This window comes from Psychrobacter sp. KH172YL61 (genome assembly GCF_007182895.1).
In the GTDB taxonomy this organism is placed as follows: domain Bacteria; phylum Pseudomonadota; class Gammaproteobacteria; order Pseudomonadales; family Moraxellaceae; genus Psychrobacter; species Psychrobacter pacificensis.
Genome location: NZ_AP019516.1, coordinates 2,135,716 through 2,154,881, shown reverse-complemented (window position 1 = coordinate 2,154,881; position 19,166 = coordinate 2,135,716). Strand labels below are relative to the sequence as shown.

At 42.8% G+C, this 19,166-nt stretch carries 11 protein-coding genes and 8 pseudogenes; 18 read left to right on the top strand and 1 reads right to left on the bottom strand.

Translation table 11 applies throughout. From position 1 onward, the window contains the following. Positions 1 to 65: 65 nt before the first annotated feature. The 16 genes and pseudogenes from proB to PKHYL_RS11410 all read left to right on the top strand — a co-directional run bounded on the left by proB (position 66) and on the right by PKHYL_RS11410 (position 16,841). A pseudogene (gene proB / locus PKHYL_RS11485) lies at positions 66 to 1,237 on the top strand (glutamate 5-kinase). Positions 1,238 to 1,366: 129 nt separating this feature from the next. Beyond that, a pseudogene (hemE, locus tag PKHYL_RS11480) lies at positions 1,367 to 2,502 on the top strand (uroporphyrinogen decarboxylase). Between the two features lie 215 nt (positions 2,503 to 2,717). Next, a pseudogene (gene argC / locus PKHYL_RS11475) lies at positions 2,718 to 3,784 on the top strand (N-acetyl-gamma-glutamyl-phosphate reductase). Positions 3,785 to 4,004: 220 nt separating this feature from the next. After that, the gene (locus tag PKHYL_RS11470) at positions 4,005 to 4,754 is read left to right on the top strand and encodes a hypothetical protein (RefSeq protein ID WP_240365201.1); all 750 of its coding nucleotides are present in this window, start codon (positions 4,005 to 4,007) and stop codon (positions 4,752 to 4,754) included. 160 nt (positions 4,755 to 4,914) lie between these two features. Further along, positions 4,915 to 5,244, top strand: coding sequence for an ATP-dependent Clp protease adaptor ClpS (locus PKHYL_RS11465; RefSeq protein WP_442966076.1), 330 nt, complete (start codon positions 4,915 to 4,917; stop codon positions 5,242 to 5,244). Positions 5,245 to 6,023: 779 nt separating this feature from the next. Further along, positions 6,024 to 8,419: pseudogene (clpA, locus tag PKHYL_RS11460) on the top strand (ATP-dependent Clp protease ATP-binding subunit ClpA). A 315-nt stretch (positions 8,420 to 8,734) separates the two neighbouring features. Next, positions 8,735 to 9,474, top strand: a pseudogene (locus PKHYL_RS11455) (uracil-DNA glycosylase). Positions 9,475 to 9,555: 81 nt separating this feature from the next. Further along, positions 9,556 to 10,047 (top strand): tRNA adenosine(34) deaminase TadA, encoded by a 492-nt coding sequence (gene tadA, locus PKHYL_RS11450; RefSeq protein WP_227674246.1) that lies wholly within the window; start codon positions 9,556 to 9,558, stop codon positions 10,045 to 10,047. Positions 10,048 to 10,235: 188 nt separating this feature from the next. Beyond that, positions 10,236 to 11,003, top strand: a complete 768-nt coding sequence (cmk, locus tag PKHYL_RS11445; RefSeq protein WP_093068892.1) for a (d)CMP kinase — start codon at positions 10,236 to 10,238, stop codon at positions 11,001 to 11,003. 299 nt (positions 11,004 to 11,302) lie between these two features. Further along, a pseudogene (gene rpsA / locus PKHYL_RS11440) lies at positions 11,303 to 12,990 on the top strand (30S ribosomal protein S1). Between the two features lie 308 nt (positions 12,991 to 13,298). Then, positions 13,299 to 13,592, top strand: coding sequence for an HU family DNA-binding protein (locus tag PKHYL_RS11435; RefSeq protein WP_442966075.1), 294 nt, complete (start codon positions 13,299 to 13,301; stop codon positions 13,590 to 13,592). Between the two features lie 68 nt (positions 13,593 to 13,660). Next, entirely contained in the window at positions 13,661 to 14,068 is a 408-nt protein-coding gene (locus PKHYL_RS11430; protein ID WP_093068896.1) for a lipopolysaccharide assembly protein LapA domain-containing protein, read from the top strand. A 73-nt stretch (positions 14,069 to 14,141) separates the two neighbouring features. Then, positions 14,142 to 14,840, top strand: coding sequence for an orotidine-5'-phosphate decarboxylase (pyrF, locus tag PKHYL_RS11425; protein WP_093068898.1), 699 nt, complete (start codon positions 14,142 to 14,144; stop codon positions 14,838 to 14,840). A gap of 212 nt (positions 14,841 to 15,052) precedes the next feature. Beyond that, positions 15,053 to 15,247: a hypothetical protein gene (locus PKHYL_RS11420; protein ID WP_240365200.1), complete on the top strand. Its 195-nt coding sequence runs from the start codon at positions 15,053 to 15,055 to the stop codon at positions 15,245 to 15,247. A 22-nt stretch (positions 15,248 to 15,269) separates the two neighbouring features. Further along, a complete protein-coding gene (locus PKHYL_RS11415; protein ID WP_240365199.1) occupies positions 15,270 to 15,851 on the top strand; it encodes a metallophosphoesterase in 582 nt (193 codons plus the stop codon). A 154-nt stretch (positions 15,852 to 16,005) separates the two neighbouring features. Then, positions 16,006 to 16,841 (top strand): annotated as a pseudogene (locus PKHYL_RS11410) (histidine phosphatase family protein). A gap of 141 nt (positions 16,842 to 16,982) precedes the next feature. On the opposite strand, the gene rpsT reads toward PKHYL_RS11410, so the two are convergent. Further along, positions 16,983 to 17,249 (bottom strand): 30S ribosomal protein S20, encoded by a 267-nt coding sequence (gene rpsT / locus PKHYL_RS11405; protein ID WP_071003512.1) that lies wholly within the window; start codon positions 17,247 to 17,249, stop codon positions 16,983 to 16,985. A gap of 464 nt (positions 17,250 to 17,713) precedes the next feature. Between rpsT and PKHYL_RS11400 the strand changes: the two are divergent. Continuing rightward, positions 17,714 to 18,416: pseudogene (locus PKHYL_RS11400) on the top strand (NAD-dependent epimerase/dehydratase family protein). 128 nt (positions 18,417 to 18,544) lie between these two features. Further along, positions 18,545 to 19,027: a ribonuclease E activity regulator RraA gene (gene rraA, locus PKHYL_RS11395; protein ID WP_240366531.1), complete on the top strand. Its 483-nt coding sequence runs from the start codon at positions 18,545 to 18,547 to the stop codon at positions 19,025 to 19,027. Positions 19,028 to 19,166: the final 139 nt, after the last annotated feature.

Below are 19,166 nucleotides of genomic sequence, written 5' to 3'. Positions count from 1 at the left end.
AGCGGTTATACTTGAATTGTGAATTTAATCCCTACAATCAATTGATATGAAAAAAAGGAGTTTATATGGCAGATGGCATAGCAAACACGACCGAAGAAGCAAGATTTGTTAAACAATCTCGCAACTTTGATATTCAGCGCGTTATTGTCAAGATTGGCTCATCATTATTGACAAATAATGGTCGAGGGTTGGATCGTACTGCCATATATGAGTGGGCAAAGCAGATTGCTAAGCTGCACAAAAAAGGTGTTGAAGTGCTGCTGGTATCGTCAGGTGCCGTTGCTGAAGGTGTGGTACGTATGGACCTTGAGGAACGCCCTAAAAACTGGCAGCATTACAAGCCTGCGCTTCTATTGGCCAAATGGGACTGATTGAAACATGGTGGTCAGCACTGATTCAGCATGGAATTCAAAGCTCACAGCTCTTATTGACTCATGATGACTTGTCCAATCGTAGCCGTTATCTCAATACTACAGGCGCGCTCACGCAACTATTAGAATGGCGTGTGTTACCGGTCATTAACGAAAATGACACCATTACCATTGATGAGATTAAATTTGGCGATAATGACACGTTGGGTGCGATGGCAGCCGCGATGGTTAATGCAGATTTGTACATTATTTTAACGGATCAAGAAGGCGTGTTCACTGATAACCCACGTGACAATCCTGATGCCAAGATGATTCGTCAAGAACGTGCCATGGCTGATTATTTATTTGATATTGCAGGTGACGGTGGCAAGCTTGGGCGCGGTGGTATGTTAACTAAAATTCGTGCGGGTCGTCTTGCAGCAATGGGTGGTTGCCCAACCGTTATTGTGAGCGGTGCTATCGATGATGTGATCACTCGTGTTGTCTCAGGTGAGGCAGTCGGTACATTATTGACCACCAACGAAGAAGATAAAATCATTGCTCGGAAACAATGGCTTGCCGCGCATTTGCGTATGTCAGGTAGCTTGGTCGTTGATGCAGGTGCCGCAAAAGCATTGACTGAACACAATAGAAGCCTGCTACCTGTGGGCGTTGTAGAAGTTCGTGGCGGCTTTGATGAAGGTGATGTGGTAGAAATTGTTCATCAAGACACTGGTGAGCGTATAGCCGTTGGGCAAGTAAACTTCTCATCGCATGAGGCGCACCGTGTTGCCCGTGAGCGTACAGAGAAGTTTGACAAAATCTTTGGTAGTAACGAAGACCGTGTGGTGATGGTGCATCGTGACAATCTTGCGATAACTGTATAACGTATTCATGATATAGCACGGCTGTTTTTTATAGCTTATAAATATTTATTGTTATTTTATTTAACCTATTTTATCCAGCACAGTATCTATTTATAAATATGGATACTATGTTGTTTTGGAGATTTGTACATGAGTGCTTCAGACAAGAGTGACTCGATTCAGCAGCAATTTGCACCACTAAAGAATGACAGACTGCTACGTGCATTACGCTTTGAGCCCATCGATACCACGCCAGTTTGGATGATGCGCCAAGCTGGTCGTTACTTACCAGAGTACAAAGCCACTCGTGCTGAAGCCGGCGACTTTATGAGTCTTTGTAAAGACACGGCTCGTGCCACTGAAGTGACGCTCCAACCGTTACGTCGTTATGACTTAGATGCCGCGATCTTATTTAGTGATATCTTGACCATTCCTGATGCCCTGGGATTGGGTTTGTATTTTGAGGCTGGCGAAGGCCCTAAATTCAAGTACCCGATTCGCAAGCAGGCGGATCTCGATAGACTGCCAGTTCTTGAGCCGAATGATTCACTCGATTATGTGATGCGTGCTGTAACCAGTATCCGCACGGCACTAAATGGTCAAGTACCATTGTTTGGATTTTCTGGTAGCCCGTGGACGCTCGCGACGTATATGATAGAAGGGGGTAGTTCAAAGGATTATCGTTATACCAAAGGCTTTTTGTATAGCGATCCCAGCTTTTACATCAGTTATTAGATAAGCTTGCGACTTCGGTCATTGACTATCTCGATGCACAAATTGTGGCCGGAGCTCAGATCGTACAAATATTTGACAGTTGGGGCGGGGCGCTTGGTCATCGTCAATTTATCGAGTTTTCGCACAATTACAACAAGCGTATCGTGGCTGAACTAAAGCAACGCCATCCACAAGTACCAGTGGTATTATTTACCAAAGGTGGCGGGTTATGGCTTGATATTCAGGCTGATAGCGAAGCTGATGCTTTAGGTTTAGATTGGACGATGCCGCTTGACCGCGCGCGTCAAGTACTGACTGAGAGTCAGCGCGAGTTGACCAAAAAGCATAAGAAGCTACAAAGCAGCAAAGCCATTCAAGGCAATTTAGATCCGGCAACGTTATACGGATCACCCGCCACTATCCGCTCTGAAGTGAATGCGATGCTTGATCGCGCCTATGCTAATGGCGAAAAGACAGGTTATATTGCAAACTTAGGTCATGGTATTACCCAGTGGGTGAATCCTGACAATGCCAAAGTCTTTGTTGATGCGGTACATGACTACAAGATCTAAAAGCCACGGTATTTAAAGCCACGGTATTTAAAGCTACGGTATTTAAAGCTACGGTATTTAAAGCTACGGTATTTAAAGCTACGGTATTCAAAGCTATGGTATTCAGAGACGGTAGGATTGACAGACTGGTTTTATGTCTATATGGCTTTGTAAGCTAGATAAAAATATAGAATTTATTAGATATAATGAGTGCTTACTAAGAATAAGGATAATTTATGATTTCAGCAGCGATTGTCGGTGGTACAGGTTACACAGGTATTGAGCTTATTCGCTTACTATCTGCTCACCCTGAAGTGTCTATTGATTTGCTAACCTCGCGTAGCGAAGCTGGCACTCGCGCTGATGAGATCTTCCCAAGCTTACGCGGTATCTCAGATATTGTTTTCAGTGACTTAGGTGACAATACGCTTGGGGCATTGCAAAAATGTGATGTTGTATTTTTTGCGACGCCGCATGGTGTTGCGATGAAGCAAGCAGAAGCGCTGACCCAAGCTGGCGTAAAAGTCATCGATTTGGCAGCTGATTTTCGCCTGCAATCATTGACGGAGTTTGAGCACTGGTACAAACAATCTCATACTTGTCCTGAGCTGTTGAAGACAGCAGTTTACGGTTTGCCTGAAATCAATCGTGATAAGCTTGCCAGCGCTTTATTGGTCGGTAACCCTGGCTGCTATCCGACTACTGCGATTTTGGGTTTAAAACCTGTTATCGAAGCACAAAATGAGCAAGCAGAAAGACTAGTCGAGTCTCGTATTGTCATCGATGCCAAATCTGGTGTATCAGGTGCTGGTCGTCAAGCGTCACTGGCACTTAATTATGCGGAAACTACGGATAATTTTAAAGCCTATAGCGTTGAAGGTCATCGCCACTTGCCGGAGATTGAGCAGGGTGTGGCGCAGTTACTAGACAGTCAGTTTACACATCGTATTCGCTTTTTACCGCACTTAGTGCCTATGATACGCGGTATGCTGAGCTCAATTCACATGGAGCTGACCGATGCAGGTGCGGCTATCGATTGGCAGCAAGTGTTTGAAGACAGCTATGCATCAGAAGGTTTTGTTGATGTCATGCCAAAGGTGTTTATCCAGACACGCGCAGTGTGCGTGCTAGTAATCGTCTACGTATCGCAGTACATCAAGACAACGAGCGTGCTGAGCTGACGGTCATTGTGGTGCAAGACAATTTGGTAAAAGGTGCCGCAGGGCAAGCTGTCCAGAATATGAATGTGATGTTCGGCTTTGATGAGTCGATGGGACTCAATTTTGCACCTATCGTACCTTAATGCTGGCTTTTTTGTCGCTAAGTCATTCATATTTATGGTACTAGGTATTGATTATAAATTCCGCTATAATAACTTGCCTTTACTCTTAAGAGATACCATCTAAATGCGTGTTAAACTTGAACGACGCTTTTTTTTAAAGTCATCACGTCTATCGTGTCAAGATTCTGTTCTATATGGTTTGGCGTGCAAAACGCATTCCGATAAAAATAGTAATGGCTTTATGAGTGATATCGGTAGCACTCAACGAGGCGCGTCTACATTAGTATTGGCTTTATTTGTAGTAGTGATATTAGTGACTGCCGTGGCTGGATTGCTATTCGGACATAAGCTGGGCTATCAGCGTGGTTTTCATTCGATGGAAACGCAAGCTCAGCAAGCGATTATCGATGGTACAGAAGCGACAAAAGCGCTAGAAGATTTGCGTCTTAGTAATAAAATCGCGTCCAATCAAGCCGCGACAGCCAAGCAGGAGCTTGCCATCAGCCTTGCAAACTTGAAAGAGCTGCGTGAAAATCAACAAGCTCTGACGGTAGAAAACAGGCAGGTCTCACAGCTTAATGAGATATATGCTGATGTGATTGCTGAGAAAGGTGGCATGCCGCTACAAATATTGGGCGCTAAGATTGAGCCGCTGCCCGAAAATGCTTTTGAGTATGGTTTTGATATTGGTATGCTCAGTAGCGACGGTCAAGCCAAACGACTCCGGCCAACCTTGACGTTACTCAATAATGATGACCTTGTAGAAGTGCCCTTAGATCCTGCAAGCTATGCGATCGAAGGTATTGTTCGTATACGCGGTCGTTTTATGATGCCCTCAGGTTTTAAACCTTTACAAGCAAAACTAAGCTTGCAAGCAGGTGGCCAAACAGTAGAGCAATTGTACGATTGGAAGCTCGGTGAAAAGGTTGATAACATGCTACCATCACTTTTAGACTTGCCAGAAGTTGATGAAAGCCCGATTGTTCCCTAGTAAATACAAGTCTTAATAAATACCAAACAGCGATGATATAGTTGAAAACAAAGCACCATGTCTATATATAGTCATAGTGCTTGATGTTTCATCGCCTGCCTAGCTAACCCTCTCTTATTCCACACTTACCTTATAATTATACTTTGATTATGATGAAAAAATGATATTACAAGCTACGCCAACGGTTGCTGATTGGCATTTTCCAAATATGCCTGCTCATCGCGCACAGGACGGTGATACAGAAGGTGAAACGTCACCGCAAGCAGATGTGCTGGTTGCTGAGCCAGAAATTGCTAAACCGCCTATGTATGCGGTGGTTATGTATAATGACAATTACACGCCAATGGAGTTTGTCGTCTATATTTTGCAGTCAGAGTTCCGCCATAGTATGGACTCTGCGGTCGAAATTATGCTAACGATTCACAATAGTAGCAAAGGTATTGCGGGCATCTATCCCAAGGATATCGCTGAGACGAAGGCCAAAAAGTAAATAGTCTGGCACATCGTGAGGGCTATCCACTATTAACCCAAATTGAGCCACATCAAGGCGAGTAAAAGGATAGCAAGACACTATATCTTATTCTCACATCAGCTCTCATTGCCATACCTAATCGTTTTTGTTCTCATCCAGTTGTTATAGCAGCTCACTTTCAAAGTGAGCTAAGCCATCTATTTTTACAGCCTCGCTTTAGATACCCATATTTGATTAAGCATGTCAGTGATTATATCGCTCTTATAGTCTTATAGTCTTGTAGTCTTGTAGTCTTGTAGTCTTGTAGTCTTGTAGTCTTGTAGTCTTGTAGTCTTGTAGTCTTGTAGTCTTGTAGTCTTGATTTTATTGTAATATATCCTTATATACTAACTAGGCTTCTCAATAATTTTTACAACCTTTCGATCACTCGTTATTAATATCCTCGTTCATCTGCTTATTTTTTATCCACATTAGCTCTTTAAGCTTCTCGTCGCTCTCACATTCTTCGTTATGTACTCGTAGTATGCTTTGATACACTTTAGTCTGCGTTAATAGATTGACTCTGTCGAAGTATCGTGTTGATATAAAGAAAAGCGACTATGAATTATCACAATCACTGCTAACTGATAGATAGATTACAGCATTCGTCACACAGTCTATGGTCCAAATGATATATCCATGATTTTTTAATTATACGAATCTTACCCTTGAACAATCGATCTATCGCCCTGATTTACTTACTAACTCATTCATAAAACTATCAATTATAAAGATAGATATAACCGTAGGAAGTTGTTATGTTAAGTCGTCATCTTGAAGTTTCTCTACGTTTAGCAATGACGCTTGCGCGCCAAAAATCGCATGAGTATCTTACTGTTGAACATTTATTATTGGCGCTATTAGAAAATACTCACGCTGCCAATACCCTAACTGCCTGTAATGCCAATATATCGGCACTGCGTACTGAGCTTGAAGCTTATATCAATAAGCACACGCCAACTGTTGATGCAGATACAGATCAGTCACCGCAGCCAACGCAAAGCTTTGATCGTATTTTGCAACGCGCTATTTTTCATGTGCAGTCTATAGGCGGTGGTCGATTGGTAGAAGGCTCTGATATTTTGGTTTCTATGTTCTCAGAGCATGATACTTATGCCGTTTATCTGCTCAAAAACAAGGTATTAGCCGTCTTGAGCTGACCCAATATTTATCACATGGTCAAGACAAAGAAGAGCCATCTGAGCAACGTGCTTCTATGACTGGTGAGCGCCGCAGTGCGTCTGAAAAAACCAGCAAAGATCCACTGGTTGAGTTTGCAACCAATTTAAATCAGCGTGCTGCTGAAGGCGAAACAGACCCATTGATTGGCCGCGCTTCTGAAATTGAACGTGCCGCTCAAGTTTTATGCCGCCGCCGCAAAAATAATCCGTTATTGGTCGGTGAACCAGGCGTTGGTAAAACCTCTATCGCCGAAGGTTTGGCGTGGTTGATTATCAATGATAAGGCACCCAAGCCACTTAATGGTTGCGTGATTTATAGCCTTGATATCGGCTCGCTTATTGCTGGGACGAAATATCGTGGTGATTTTGAAAAGCGTATGAAGTCATTGCTTGATGCGCTGAAGAAAAAGCCAAATGCTATTTTATTTATTGATGAGATTCATATGATCATTGGCGCAGGCTCGTCAATGAGCAGCAATATGGACGTATCTAACCTTATCAAACCTGCCTTGGCTAATGGTGAGCTGCGCTGCATTGGTTCAACGACCTTTACTGAGTACCGTCAAGTGTTTGAAAAAGACCATGCGCTATCACGTCGCTTCCAAAAAAATCGATGTGAAAGAACCAAGTGTAGATGATGCCGTCGATATCTTGCGTGGCCTCAAGCCTCGCTACGAAGAGTTTCATAATGTGGAATACACGGATGAGGCATTAGTGACCGCTGTACAGTTATCAGCCAAGCACATTCATGAGCGTTTTTTACCCGATAAAGCCATTGATGTGATCGATGAGGCAGGTGCGTACAAACGTCTGGGTGTGGTACCTGATGTAGAGGATATTGAAGCTGAAGAGAGCTTTATTGCAGATTTAGAGCAAGACTTTGATGTACAGATTGATGCTGATGTCGAAGGTATCGATAGCGATGCAGACAGTGATAATGAGATGCAAGACGAAGCAGAGACGGCAAAGGCAAACGACCGTGCTCAGTCTGCCGATGGCCTAAAATCTGCTAAAGCGCAAAAGCCACCGATGAAAATCGATGTCGCTGATATCGAAGCCATTATCGCTAAACTGGCACGCATTCCGCCCAAGTCGGTATCGAGTGATGACAAGAGCATTCTTGAGCACTTGGATCGTGATCTTAAGCACTTAGTGTTTGGTCAAGATGAAGCGATTGCCACGCTTGCTGATGCAATTAAGCTGTCTCGTGCAGGACTAAAAGCACCAGATAAACCGATTGGCTCGTTTATGTTTGCAGGGCCGACAGGGGTGGGTAAAACGGAGGTCTCTCGTCAGCTGGCCAATCTGTTGGGTGTAGAACTGGTACGCTTTGATATGTCAGAGTACATGGAAGCCCATACGGCATCACGTCTGATCGGTGCGCCTCCGGGCTACGTTGGTTACGATCAAGGTGGATTGTTGACTGAAAAGATCAATCAACATCCGCATTGCGTACTGCTACTTGATGAGATTGAAAAAGCGCATCCTGATGTCTTCAACTTGCTATTGCAGGTGATGGATCATGGTACATTGACTGATAACAATGGCCGTGTTGCTATCTTTAAGCAAGTCATCATTATTATGACAACCAACGTTGGTGCTGATAGTATCAGTCGCTCTTCTATGGGCTTTACTCAGCAAGATCATAGCCGCGACAACACTGAGGCGCTCAAGCGCGTCTTTACGCCAGAGTTCCGAAATCGTCTAGACGCGATTATTCAGTTCAATCCACTAGATACGTCAGTGGTTGTGTCAGTTGTTGACAAGTTCTTGGTTGAGCTACAAGTACAGCTTGATGATAAGCAAGTGACGTTAGAGATTGATGATGATGTGCGTGATTATCTGGCTGATAAAGGATACGATCGCCTTATGGGTGCACGTCCAATGCAGCGCCTGATTCAGGATGAGATCAAAAGCCACTGGCAAGTATGATTTTATTCGGTGACTTGGTAAATGGGGCGTTGTTCATTTGACTTTAGCCCCTAAAGCCGACAATACGCAAGACGATGATACAGTGAAGTTAGATAAATCTTCGCAAAAGGTTCACCGGATAGTCGGATTGTTTTGACTGTGGTCGAGACTCATGAGCCACGTTCAGACTCTGAGTCAGTGGCTAGCTAAAACATTTAGTTTGAATATAAGAGTAACGGCTATCGTAACATTACGGTAGCCGTTTTTTTGTTGCTATAATTCATCAACAAAGCTCATACGGTTTTTTGTTACTATTAGTCTTTAAAATAAGCCAATCACTAAGCATTCATTTCATAATAAATATAAAAGGATATACCATGGAGCTGTTTGACGAGCAGACAACCAAAACACCAGAGCAAAAACAAGCCATTTTAGACAATGTCCGTCTGCCAGAGGACTGGAAGGCGGCATTAGCAGATGAGTTAACATCCGAAAATATGGACAACCTGCGTGCATTTTTAAAAGAAGCCTATCAGTCAGGGGGATAGCATTTATCCGCCCGCGCCGTTGATGTTTAATGCGCTTAATCTCACGCCTTTATCGCAAGTTAAAGTGGTGATTTTAGGTCAGGACCCTTATCATGGGCCAGGGCAGGCCATGGGATTGTCATTCTCTGTTCCTAAAGCGATTCCTAAGCCGCCATCATTAAACAACTTGCTTAAGGAGATGGCAGATGACATCGGTATCGCACCTTCAAAACATGGTGACCTAACTTACTGGGCGCAGCAAGGTGTTTTGCTACTAAACAGCTCACTAACTGTGCGAGAAGGCGAGCCAAACAGTCATCAAAATAAAGGCTGGGAGCAGTTTACCGATGCAGTCATTGACGCGGTCAACGAGCAGACAGAACATACCGTATTTATTTTGTGGGGCAGTAAAGCACAAAAAAAAGGTAAGTATATCGATACCGACAAACATCTTATTTTGACCGCCGTGCATCCCTTCGCCGTTGGCTGCGAACCGCGGTGGATTTTTTGGGACAAAGCCATTTTCTAAAACCAATGACTACTTGGTGCAGTATGGTCAAACGCCCATTGACTGGCAGCTACCGCAATAAATGCTAAATACTATGAATACAGGTTTAGCATCTTATTTTTTAGCGCTGAGCGAACTTGAGGGTATATCATTTGCATCCCTTATGTTTTGGACACTGCAAGATGGTAAATGGATGCAGAAGGCTCTTAGACTAGCAAGCCAAGGCGCTAAACTGGGTGAAGTGCCGGTAGGCGCTATATTGGTGCACGATCAGCAGATCATTGGTCAAGGGTTCAATCAACCGATTGGCTGCCATGATGCGACGGCACATGCTGAGATAGTTGCGTTAAGAGAGGCCTGTCAGCGTCTACAAAATTATCGTCTGCCACTACAGACAACTTTGTACGTGACACTAGAGCCTTGTACGATGTGTATTGGCGCGCTCATTCATGCACGTGTTGATAGGCTAGTATATGCGGCGAGTGAGCCACGTGCTGGCATGGTAGGCAGCCAGATGGACTTATCAATGCAGCCTTTTTATAATCATAATATCCAAGTTCATAGAGGATTGTGCAGTGAGCATAGTAGTCAATTGCTAAAGACGTTTTTTCGTGAGCGTAGGCGATTAGCGAAACAGAATAAAAACAGCGTTTAATCCAAAATGATTAATAAATAAGATATCAGTTTGGGCGCTAGTGGTAGCGATGATTTTTTGCTATAATATCGCCCCTATTTGTTAGCGAATTTTTTAGCCTGCTATCAAACATTTGATATACCAGTAAATATTGCTTCATTGCTATTGCATGACAGCTATAGGGTAACAACTATTATTGAGTAAGTATTATGACCGTCTCCGTATCTGATAACGATCTACTCAATAAAAACGATAGTGTAAACCATTCAGCACGCTATCCGGTTATCTGTATCGATGGGCCTAGTGGCGCTGGTAAAGGTACGGTCACATGGCGTTTAGCTCAAGTGTTGGGCTATCAGCTATTAGACTCTGGGGCGCTATATAGAATCGTAGGACTCAAAGCATTCGAAGCTGGATTGATCACAGCAGATGCCAGCCATCTAATCGATGAGTCGGCAGTGCTAGCGCTCACGAAAAGTTTGGAGATAGCGTTTTTACCAAATAATGATTCTGGACGTGTAGACATCATTGTGAATGGACAAGCGGTAGGTGATCAGGTACGTAACGAGACCGTAGGTGGCTATGCTTCACAAATCGCGGTGTTTCCAACAGTCCGTCAAGCGCTGCTTACGTTGCAACAAGATATGGCGACACGCTCAGGGCTTGTCGCTGATGGTCGTGACATGGGAACCGTTGTATTCCCAGATGCCGATGTGAAAGTATATTTGACGGCGAGCGCGGAAGCGCGTGCTGAGCGCCGCGTGACCCAGCTAGTTAACGCTGGGCAAGCAGCAGATTTTGACTCGATTTTGGCGACGATTAAAGAACGTGATGATCGTGATGAGAACCGTAGCACCGCACCATCGAAACCTGCAGCAGATGCTTTGTTACTTGATAGCTCAATGCTCGATGCTGATGCGGTTTACGAGCAAGTAAAAAGACATTGTCAAGATAAAGGGCTGTTTTTTAATAGTTAATAAAAACAACATATTAAGTACTAAAAAATTTCCTATAGTCCCTGTTTTTAATGTAGAATTGTACAGTTGGAAGTTAGTGTTTTTAACGATTAATTATTTATTAGGCTAGGTTGATAAAATTTTGTTTGGTAGAATAAAGTAAGACAGTTGTTGTTAGTAAGTTTAAATATGCGCTTATTAACAACAAACGTTTTTATATATGATTGCATAAGATATAAAACCAGTATTCTCGTTTTATGCAATCATAAATTTGATCCGTACTGTGCTGGACAGGATACGGCTATACAAAGGTAGACATAATGGAATCATTTGCTGAACTATTTGAAGCGAGCATCGAAGAAACAGGCCTAGATATCGAGCGTGGCTCGGTGATTAACGGTACTGTTGTGGCCATCGATAGCGATTGGATCACAGTAGATACTGGTCTAAAATCTGAAGGTATCGTCGCTCGTGAAGAGTTTTTAAGCGAAGAAGGCGAACTTGAAGTTGAAGTTGGCGATAGTGTTGATGTCGTAGTTGAAGCGGTTGATAACGGCATGGGTCAAACCTTGCTGTCACGTGAAAAAGCTAAGCGTGTTGAAACTTGGAACTTCCTTGAAAAAATCGCTGACAATGATGAGATCGTAAAAGGTATCATCTCAAGCAAAGTTAAAGGCGGTTTCACTGTAGATATCGGTTCAGTACGCGCGTTCTTACCAGGTTCATTGGTAGATGTACGTCCTATCCGTGATACAACGCATCTTGAAGGCAAAGAGCTAGAATTCAAAGTCATCAAACTTGATCAAAAGCGTAATAACGTTGTCGTTAGTCGCCGTGCAGTTATGGAAGCTGAAAACTCAGCTGAGCGCGAAGAGCTATTGAACAAGCTTGAAGAAGGCATCGAGATCGAAGGTATCGTTAAGAACCTTACTGATTACGGCGCGTTCGTTGATCTAGGTGGTATCGATGGTCTATTGCACATCACTGACATGGCATGGCGCCGTATCAAGCATCCATCTGAAGTTGTTGAAGTTGGTCAAGACCTAAAAGTTAAAGTATTGAAGTTTGACCGTGAACGCAATCGCGTAAGCCTAGGTCTAAAACAACTTGGTACTGATCCTTGGGACAACGTTAGCGGTACTTACCCAGTGGGTAGTGTTGTTAAAGCTCGCGTAACCAACTTGACTGATTATGGTTGTTTCGCTGAGATTTCTGAAGGTATCGAAGGTCTAGTACACGTATCAGAAATGGATCACACCAACAAAAACATCCACCCATCTAAAGTAGTTCAAGTGGGCGATGAAGTTGAAGTAATGATCCTTGATATCGATGAAGAACGTCGTCGTATTAGCCTAGGTATCAAACAGACTCTAGCTAACCCATGGGATGAGTTTGATAAGAAACATGAGCGCGGTGATAAAATCACTGGTACGATCAAATCAATCACTGATTTTGGTATCTTTATTGGTCTAGACGGTGGTATCGATGGTCTGGTTCATTTATCTGATATCTCTTGGAACGAAACTGGCGAAGATGCTATCCGTAATTACAACAAAGGCGACACCGTTGAAGCAATGGTATTGTCTGTAGATGCAGAAGCTAACCGTATCAGCCTAGGCATTAAGCAGTTGAGCTCTGATCCATTTAACGAATACCTAGTCGCTAATGACCGCGGTGCTATCGTTAATGGTAAAGTGAAAGAAGTAGACGCTAAAGGCGCTACTATTGAGCTTGCTGACGAAGTTGAAGCTTATCTACGCGCTTCTGAAATTCAACGTGACCGCGTTGAAGATGCAACTAAGCATCTGTCTGTTGGTGATGACGTTGAAGCAAAAATCATCAGCGTTGATCGTAAACACGCAACATCAACTTGTCTATCAAAGCGAAAGACGAAGCTGAAGAGCGTCAAGCGATTAAAGATCTTGGTAGCACGAACACAACTGCCGCTGCAGGTTCTGATGCACAGCCAAAAACGATTGGTGATTTGATCAAAGAGCAAATGCAGTAAGTTGTAAGTTATTGATATAAAAGTAATATAAAAAAAGCGACTTCGGTCGCTTTTTTTATGATTAAGTTTTGATATTTGTATTAATAGGTAAGGTTTTTAGCTAAATAAGGAAACTCTTATTCCTATTTTCCTCAATATCCGCTATCATTTGCAACATTGAGTAACGAGATGTGAGCGACAGTGTATTTAGAGTTGCGATATGACTCGTGCAAATAGACTATTCTGATATGAGCTATTAGTGTTTCTGTTGATAATACTGTTTTGACTTATTATCAGTTTATCCATCAATCAACAAGGCAAGCGTAATAATGCAGCAAGCGATTAACAAATCCGAATTTATCAGTAATTTGAGTGCGAATTGTGACAACATGGCAGATACCATCGTTGATGATGCCGTTCGCGAAATATTAAATTTGATGACCCATACTTTAGCCAATGATGGCCGAGTCGAGGTTCGTGGGTTTGGCAGTTTTTGTCTACATCATCGCCGCGCTCGTGTCGGACGCAATCCTAAAACGGGGAGAGCGTACCAGTTCCTGCTAAAGCGATTCCACACTTTAAGCCAGGTAAAGCATTACGTGAAGCAGTCAATGATAAAGTAGCACACAGCTAATATTCATTAATGATTGACTGACCAAAAACTATCATTCCAACCTGAGGTAACTGTCTCATGCGCTTTTTATTATTCGTATTGCTGTTTTTGAGCTTTGCTTACTCGCTTGGTCTGGTATTGGCAAATAATACCGAGGTCGGGGTCAATTTACTGTTTTCGCAAGCGCCTACAATGAATTTGGGACTACTGCTCATTCTATGTTTAATACTCGGCATCATTATTGGTATTCTATTATCATTGCTTATATTCCGCGTACTACAGAATAAGTGGGAAATCTCACGTTTGCAAAAGGCAAATGCAAATCTACAAGAGCAATTGAATCAAGCCAATGTGGTGATTGACCGTCAGGCCAATGCGCCAACCGTAGATGAGGCTGTCTATGGTGCCAGATCGATTGATATACAAGACAATACAGACACACATCTAAATGAAGGTGGTACGTTGTCTAAGCGCAAGCGAGATTAAATTGCTCGGCCATAGAAATGGTTGTTGATTTTGAAAATACAGTGCTCGAATAATTCTGATATGCGGCAAAACCATGAATAATATGATTAACTCTCCCGTCATTGTTGCTTTAGACAATATGACTCTGCAAGCATCGTTGGCATTAGCTGATCAATTGGATCCAGCGTTATGCCGGCTCAAAGTAGGTAAAGAGCTATTTACACGCTGTGGTCCCGATATTGTAAAGGCACTGCATCAGCGTAACTTTGAGGTATTCTTAGACCTGAAGTTTCACGATATTCCTAACACTACTGCTCAAGCGGTACTAGTTGCTGCCGAGCTTGGTGTATGGATGGTCAATGTTCATGCTAGTGCAGGTCTAGAGGCTATGTCTTTGGCAAAACAGCGTTTAATAGATAATAACCTTGATACATTACTCATCGCGGTGACTGTATTGACCTCTATGGACAGTGACGCATTGATGCAAACGGGTATCACTGATAGCTTAGACGTACAGGTGAGCCGATTGGCACAATTGACCAAGCAAGCTGGGTTAGATGGGGTAGTATGCTCTGCTCAAGAAGCGAAAACGCTTAAAGCGTTATGCGGTCAAGATTTTAAATTGGTCACACCAGGCATTCGACTAGCAGACGACAATGCTGATGATCAAAAGCGTATCTGTACGCCAAGTCAAGCATTGTTAGATGGTTCTGATTATTTGGTGATTGGACGCTCAATCACTCAAGCCAAAAACCCTGCCGAGAAGCTAAATAGAATATTACAAAGCATTTAAGTTTTAATAGCAATACAATAAAAAAGACAGCCTAAATCGCTGTCTTTTTTTACTTTTTCAGACAGAAAAAGCTGTTACACTACCTGAGAGGTTTTATAAGTAGGCTGATCTGCAACCAATTATGCAGCCTATTAAAAGGAGTGCTGGCCTATTAAAATACGCTAACGTTACCGATTGGCTGATAATGATACTATTGGACGATATTGAATTATATGAAATTACAAATACTAAGTGACTTACATATTGATAGTTATGCACGCCAGTCACGCCCTATTGGGCATATTCCTAAAACTGACGCAGATATCGTGTTAGTAGCGGGAGACACTGCCAACAGCGATAGAGGGATGCCGTGGTTACAAGAGCAGGCAGCACGCTTACAAGTTCCCTCTGATCACAATCTCAGGTAATCACGAATATTTTGACGAAGATGTGCTAAGTTTTGACCAAAAGTTGGCGACTTGGGACAATTATGATGCTGCCTCTAACAAAGGGGTTTGTGTCTTACAGTGCCAGTATATTGATATTGGTGATATACGAATCTTAGGTTGCACACTGTGGACGGATTATCAATATCATGCCAATGAAGATACTATGGCTGCTGCTAGGCATTTTATGCGTGATTATAAGCAGATATATGCAGGTAAAGAGATGTTCTCACCTGAAGTTTCCATGCAAATTCACTCAGAGCATCGTCAGTGGTTGCAGCAAGCACTAATCACTGCCAAAGCACTGGGCAAAAAAACGGTCGTCATGAGTCATCATAGTGTCAGTGCATTATCGGTGTCTGAAAAATATGCTAATTTACCAAGCAATGCTGCCTTTGTTAGTGATTTATCTGGGTGGATGCATGAGGACTGGGCACCGACTTTGTGGGTGCATGGTCATACCCATGAAGCATTCGATTATCGAATAGGTAATACGCGAGTGATTGTCAATCCTAGGGCTTATCCTAATGAGATTAGCAGTACGGCGTTAGCATTTGCGTGGGATAAAGTTATTGATATCGGTTAGTTGAGGATCTATGTAGATAAGCCATGTTACTTATCTTCGCTTAGTTCTCTTAAAAACAAGCTCACTCCTTGTATGACAAGATATTTACAAGATATAGTGCAACTAGACTTGTCAGTTGTTCATTCCTATCAAAAAATCTGCTACGCTTGCTACTATGAGTAAATATCTTAATAGCACCTTATCAAAAGTCTCTGCTGACAAGCTTGCGAGTCACACACCAAGTGCGCCTGCGCCTTCACATCTGCCAGATAGTATGATTTCTTCGGTCAGACTATTACCTGAAAATGAGCGGCTGATTTTATTTACCAGACACTCTTTGCGTGAGCGTTCTGACGGCAATGGTTTTGCCAGCTATCAGTTGCCGCTGACGCCTAAAGGCCGCGTACTAGCTAAGTCTTGGGGTCGTTGGTTAGCAGGTCACCTCCCATACTCACTCGATGTTGATAGCATCTCAAGCCCCATTAAACGCTGTATCGATACGGCGCAGCTCATGCAGGAAGGAGCAGGTCTAAAGCGTGATATTACGCATCAGTCACTGCTGGTTGAGCCTGGTAGCCTCGTTACTGAACCTGAAATAGCGAACCCAATATTTAAAGAGATTGGTGTACTCAATTTTATCAATCGCTTTTTGCAAGGCAATCTTGAAGGCACCAAAAATGCTTATCAAGGTGGCCTTGATATTCTCTCGCTCTTTATCAAAACCAGCCACAGCATGGGCATCTGATGCTGGCTGTCAGTCATGATACTTTGTTGTCTGCATTCTTAGCCGTGATGTTCGATGTGGAAGAGATCGATTGGAATGATTGGCCAAAAATGATGGAAGGGGTGTTCTTGTGGTTTGATGATAAACCTTTTGATCAGGCAAATGCGCATTTTATCTGGCGTGGTCAAGTATATACACGTCCGATTAGTTCATTGTTGAATGGGTATCGTGCAGCAGGGTATCACCCAAGTAAACTGCTATTACCACCAGGGGTGCAATGGACATAAGATTTCATCAAAAATGGTAATGACGATCCACTAGATATATATCGAGGTAGGCATAAAAAACCTTGCCCCAGTATGAGAACCAGTAGCAGAGTTTTAGTCATGACGCTATAAAAGCGTCATGCGGTCTAGACAAGACAAATCTTAAGCTTGTAGGCCTTTGATTGTTTTGTTTAGGCGGCTCTTACGACGAGCAGCTTTATTCTTATGAATAATACCTTTGTCAGCCATACGATCAATAACTGGTACCGCTCTGTTGTAAGCTTCGGTAGCCGCGTCATAATCTTTAGCTTCGATAGCCGCATCAACACGTTTTAAGTAAGTACGAACCATAGAGCGTTGTGACGCAGAGTTCTGACGACGTTTGGTGTTTTGACGGGCGCGTTTACGAGCTTGTGCAGTATTAGCCACGCGTATCTCCTTGATAAAGACAGATAAAAATATGAATGTTGATTGCAATAATGGGTTTAACAATCATCGGTGACGAGCAGCCGTCTCGTCAAACATGATGTCGATGTCTAATATTAAAGTATCTAATACAAATAGATCATCGCAAGCGCCAGAACTGTTTGGAATAATTAAACAGCGTTGACGTGTAAAGCCGGTTATTTTAGCAAATTATTGCACTAAGGACAATATATTTGATTATCAATACCCAAAGAAGTAACGTAAACTTATAGAAGTGGACTCAATAGGGCATCTAATGCCCTGTCAAATACCAAAAGACATAGACAGCGGTTAAAATCTCTTACAATATATCATACATAATAGCGTCAGTTATTCATGAATTTAGGTATGATATCCTAATGGTAGGCTTTGATATAGGTTACTTTTCATCAATATAGAACCTCTAACGTTATATAAGTGGATAGGGTATGCAGCGAAAAGCAATTGTGATTGGCGCAACAGGATTGGTAGGGCAGCATTTGGTAAAACAGCTGAGTGAGCTCTATGATACATTGATTGTGATCGCTCGGCGCCCGCCACGTTATATCAATGCCAGCATGCGTTTTTATCAGCTCAATGACTTTGATAATCTCTCTGAAGTGTTTGCGAGCGTTGGTGCGGATCGAACGACAGATGCCTTTAGTTGTCTTGGCACCACCAAAAAGCAAGCGGGCAGTGATGAGGCTTTTCGAAAGATAGACCATGATTACAATGTTAACTTTGCTAAGCTATGCCGTGATAAAGGGGTAGAAAACTTTTTTCTACTTTCATCCATGAATGCCGATATTGACAGCCGCTTTTTGTACAATCGAGTCAAGGCAGAGACGGAGCAATCTATTACGGCATTAGGGTTTGGACAACTGGTGATATTTCGACCGTCGTTATTACTAGGCAAGCATAAAGGGCGTCCACTCGAGAGCATTGGTCAAAAAGCTTTTAAGCTTATCCTCGCCTTTAGTCTCAGAGTCACTCTCATTACATCCTATCTCGGCTAAGCGCGTCGCTAGTGCAATGGCGATGAGTGCTCATGACATTTATCATCGTCGTAAATACCGTACAGAACCCCAGATTGAACATACAGAGATCATTGAAAATAAGAAGATGCTTGCAATGACTCGCGTGAAAAAATAAAGTATTATTTTTGAGTCAAGACTACAGCCAAGTATGACCATGTATTACAAGATCAAGCAGCTTAATCACTCATAATAAGGAGTAAAAACGATGGAGATGAATAAAAGAACTTTGTCACATGTGATTTACTGGACGCCAATCCTGAGTCGCAAGTATGTCTACCAAATATTGAAGGTAAGGCATTTCGTCGTTTTGGTGCAAAAGATAAATTCTGCGGTGAAATCGTGACGGTGAAGTGCTTTGAAGACAATAGCCGCGTCAAATCACTATTGAATAGTGATGGCAAAGACAAAGCTGGCGATGGTAAGGTGTTGGTCGTCGATGGTGGCGGCTCTATGCGCTGTGCTTTGCTCGGCGATATGATTGCACAGTCGGCCATCGACAATGGCTGGGCGGGTGTTATCGTATATGGCTGTGTCCGAGATGTTGATGACATGGCAGCGATGGATCTTGGTGTGATGGCACTTGGTTGCATCCCGCGCAAATCAACTCGCCGTGATGAAGGTCAAACGGATATCGAAATCCGCTTTGGTGATTTGACATTGAACTCGGGAATGTTTGTCTATGCTGACAACAATGGCATTATCGCTAGTGATAAACCGTTAATTTGAACTTGGTTTAACCAGTGTGAATGAGAACCTCAGCCTATCAGTTGGGGTTTTTTATGTAATGATAGTTAAAGCTTAATAACCGTTATCAATTCTCGATCATGAATGAGTGAGCTTTTACGTGACAAACCGTTACGGCATA

Excerpts from the sequence above, each read along its gene's own strand:
- tadA (WP_227674246.1), top strand. The coding sequence starts at position 9,556 with ATGTTTTGGACACTGCAAGATGGTAAATGGATGCAGAAGGCTCTTAGA.
- PKHYL_RS11430 (WP_093068896.1), top strand. The coding sequence starts at position 13,661 with ATGCGCTTTTTATTATTCGTATTGCTGTTTTTGAGCTTTGCTTACTCG.
- PKHYL_RS11435 (WP_442966075.1), top strand. The coding sequence starts at position 13,299 with ATGCAGCAAGCGATTAACAAATCCGAATTTATCAGTAATTTGAGTGCG.
- PKHYL_RS11465 (WP_442966076.1), top strand. The coding sequence starts at position 4,915 with ATGATATTACAAGCTACGCCAACGGTTGCTGATTGGCATTTTCCAAAT.
- PKHYL_RS11470 (WP_240365201.1), top strand. The coding sequence starts at position 4,005 with ATGAGTGATATCGGTAGCACTCAACGAGGCGCGTCTACATTAGTATTG.
- cmk (WP_093068892.1), top strand. The coding sequence starts at position 10,236 with ATGACCGTCTCCGTATCTGATAACGATCTACTCAATAAAAACGATAGT.
- pyrF (WP_093068898.1), top strand. The coding sequence starts at position 14,142 with ATGAATAATATGATTAACTCTCCCGTCATTGTTGCTTTAGACAATATG.
- PKHYL_RS11420 (WP_240365200.1), top strand. The coding sequence starts at position 15,053 with ATGAAATTACAAATACTAAGTGACTTACATATTGATAGTTATGCACGC.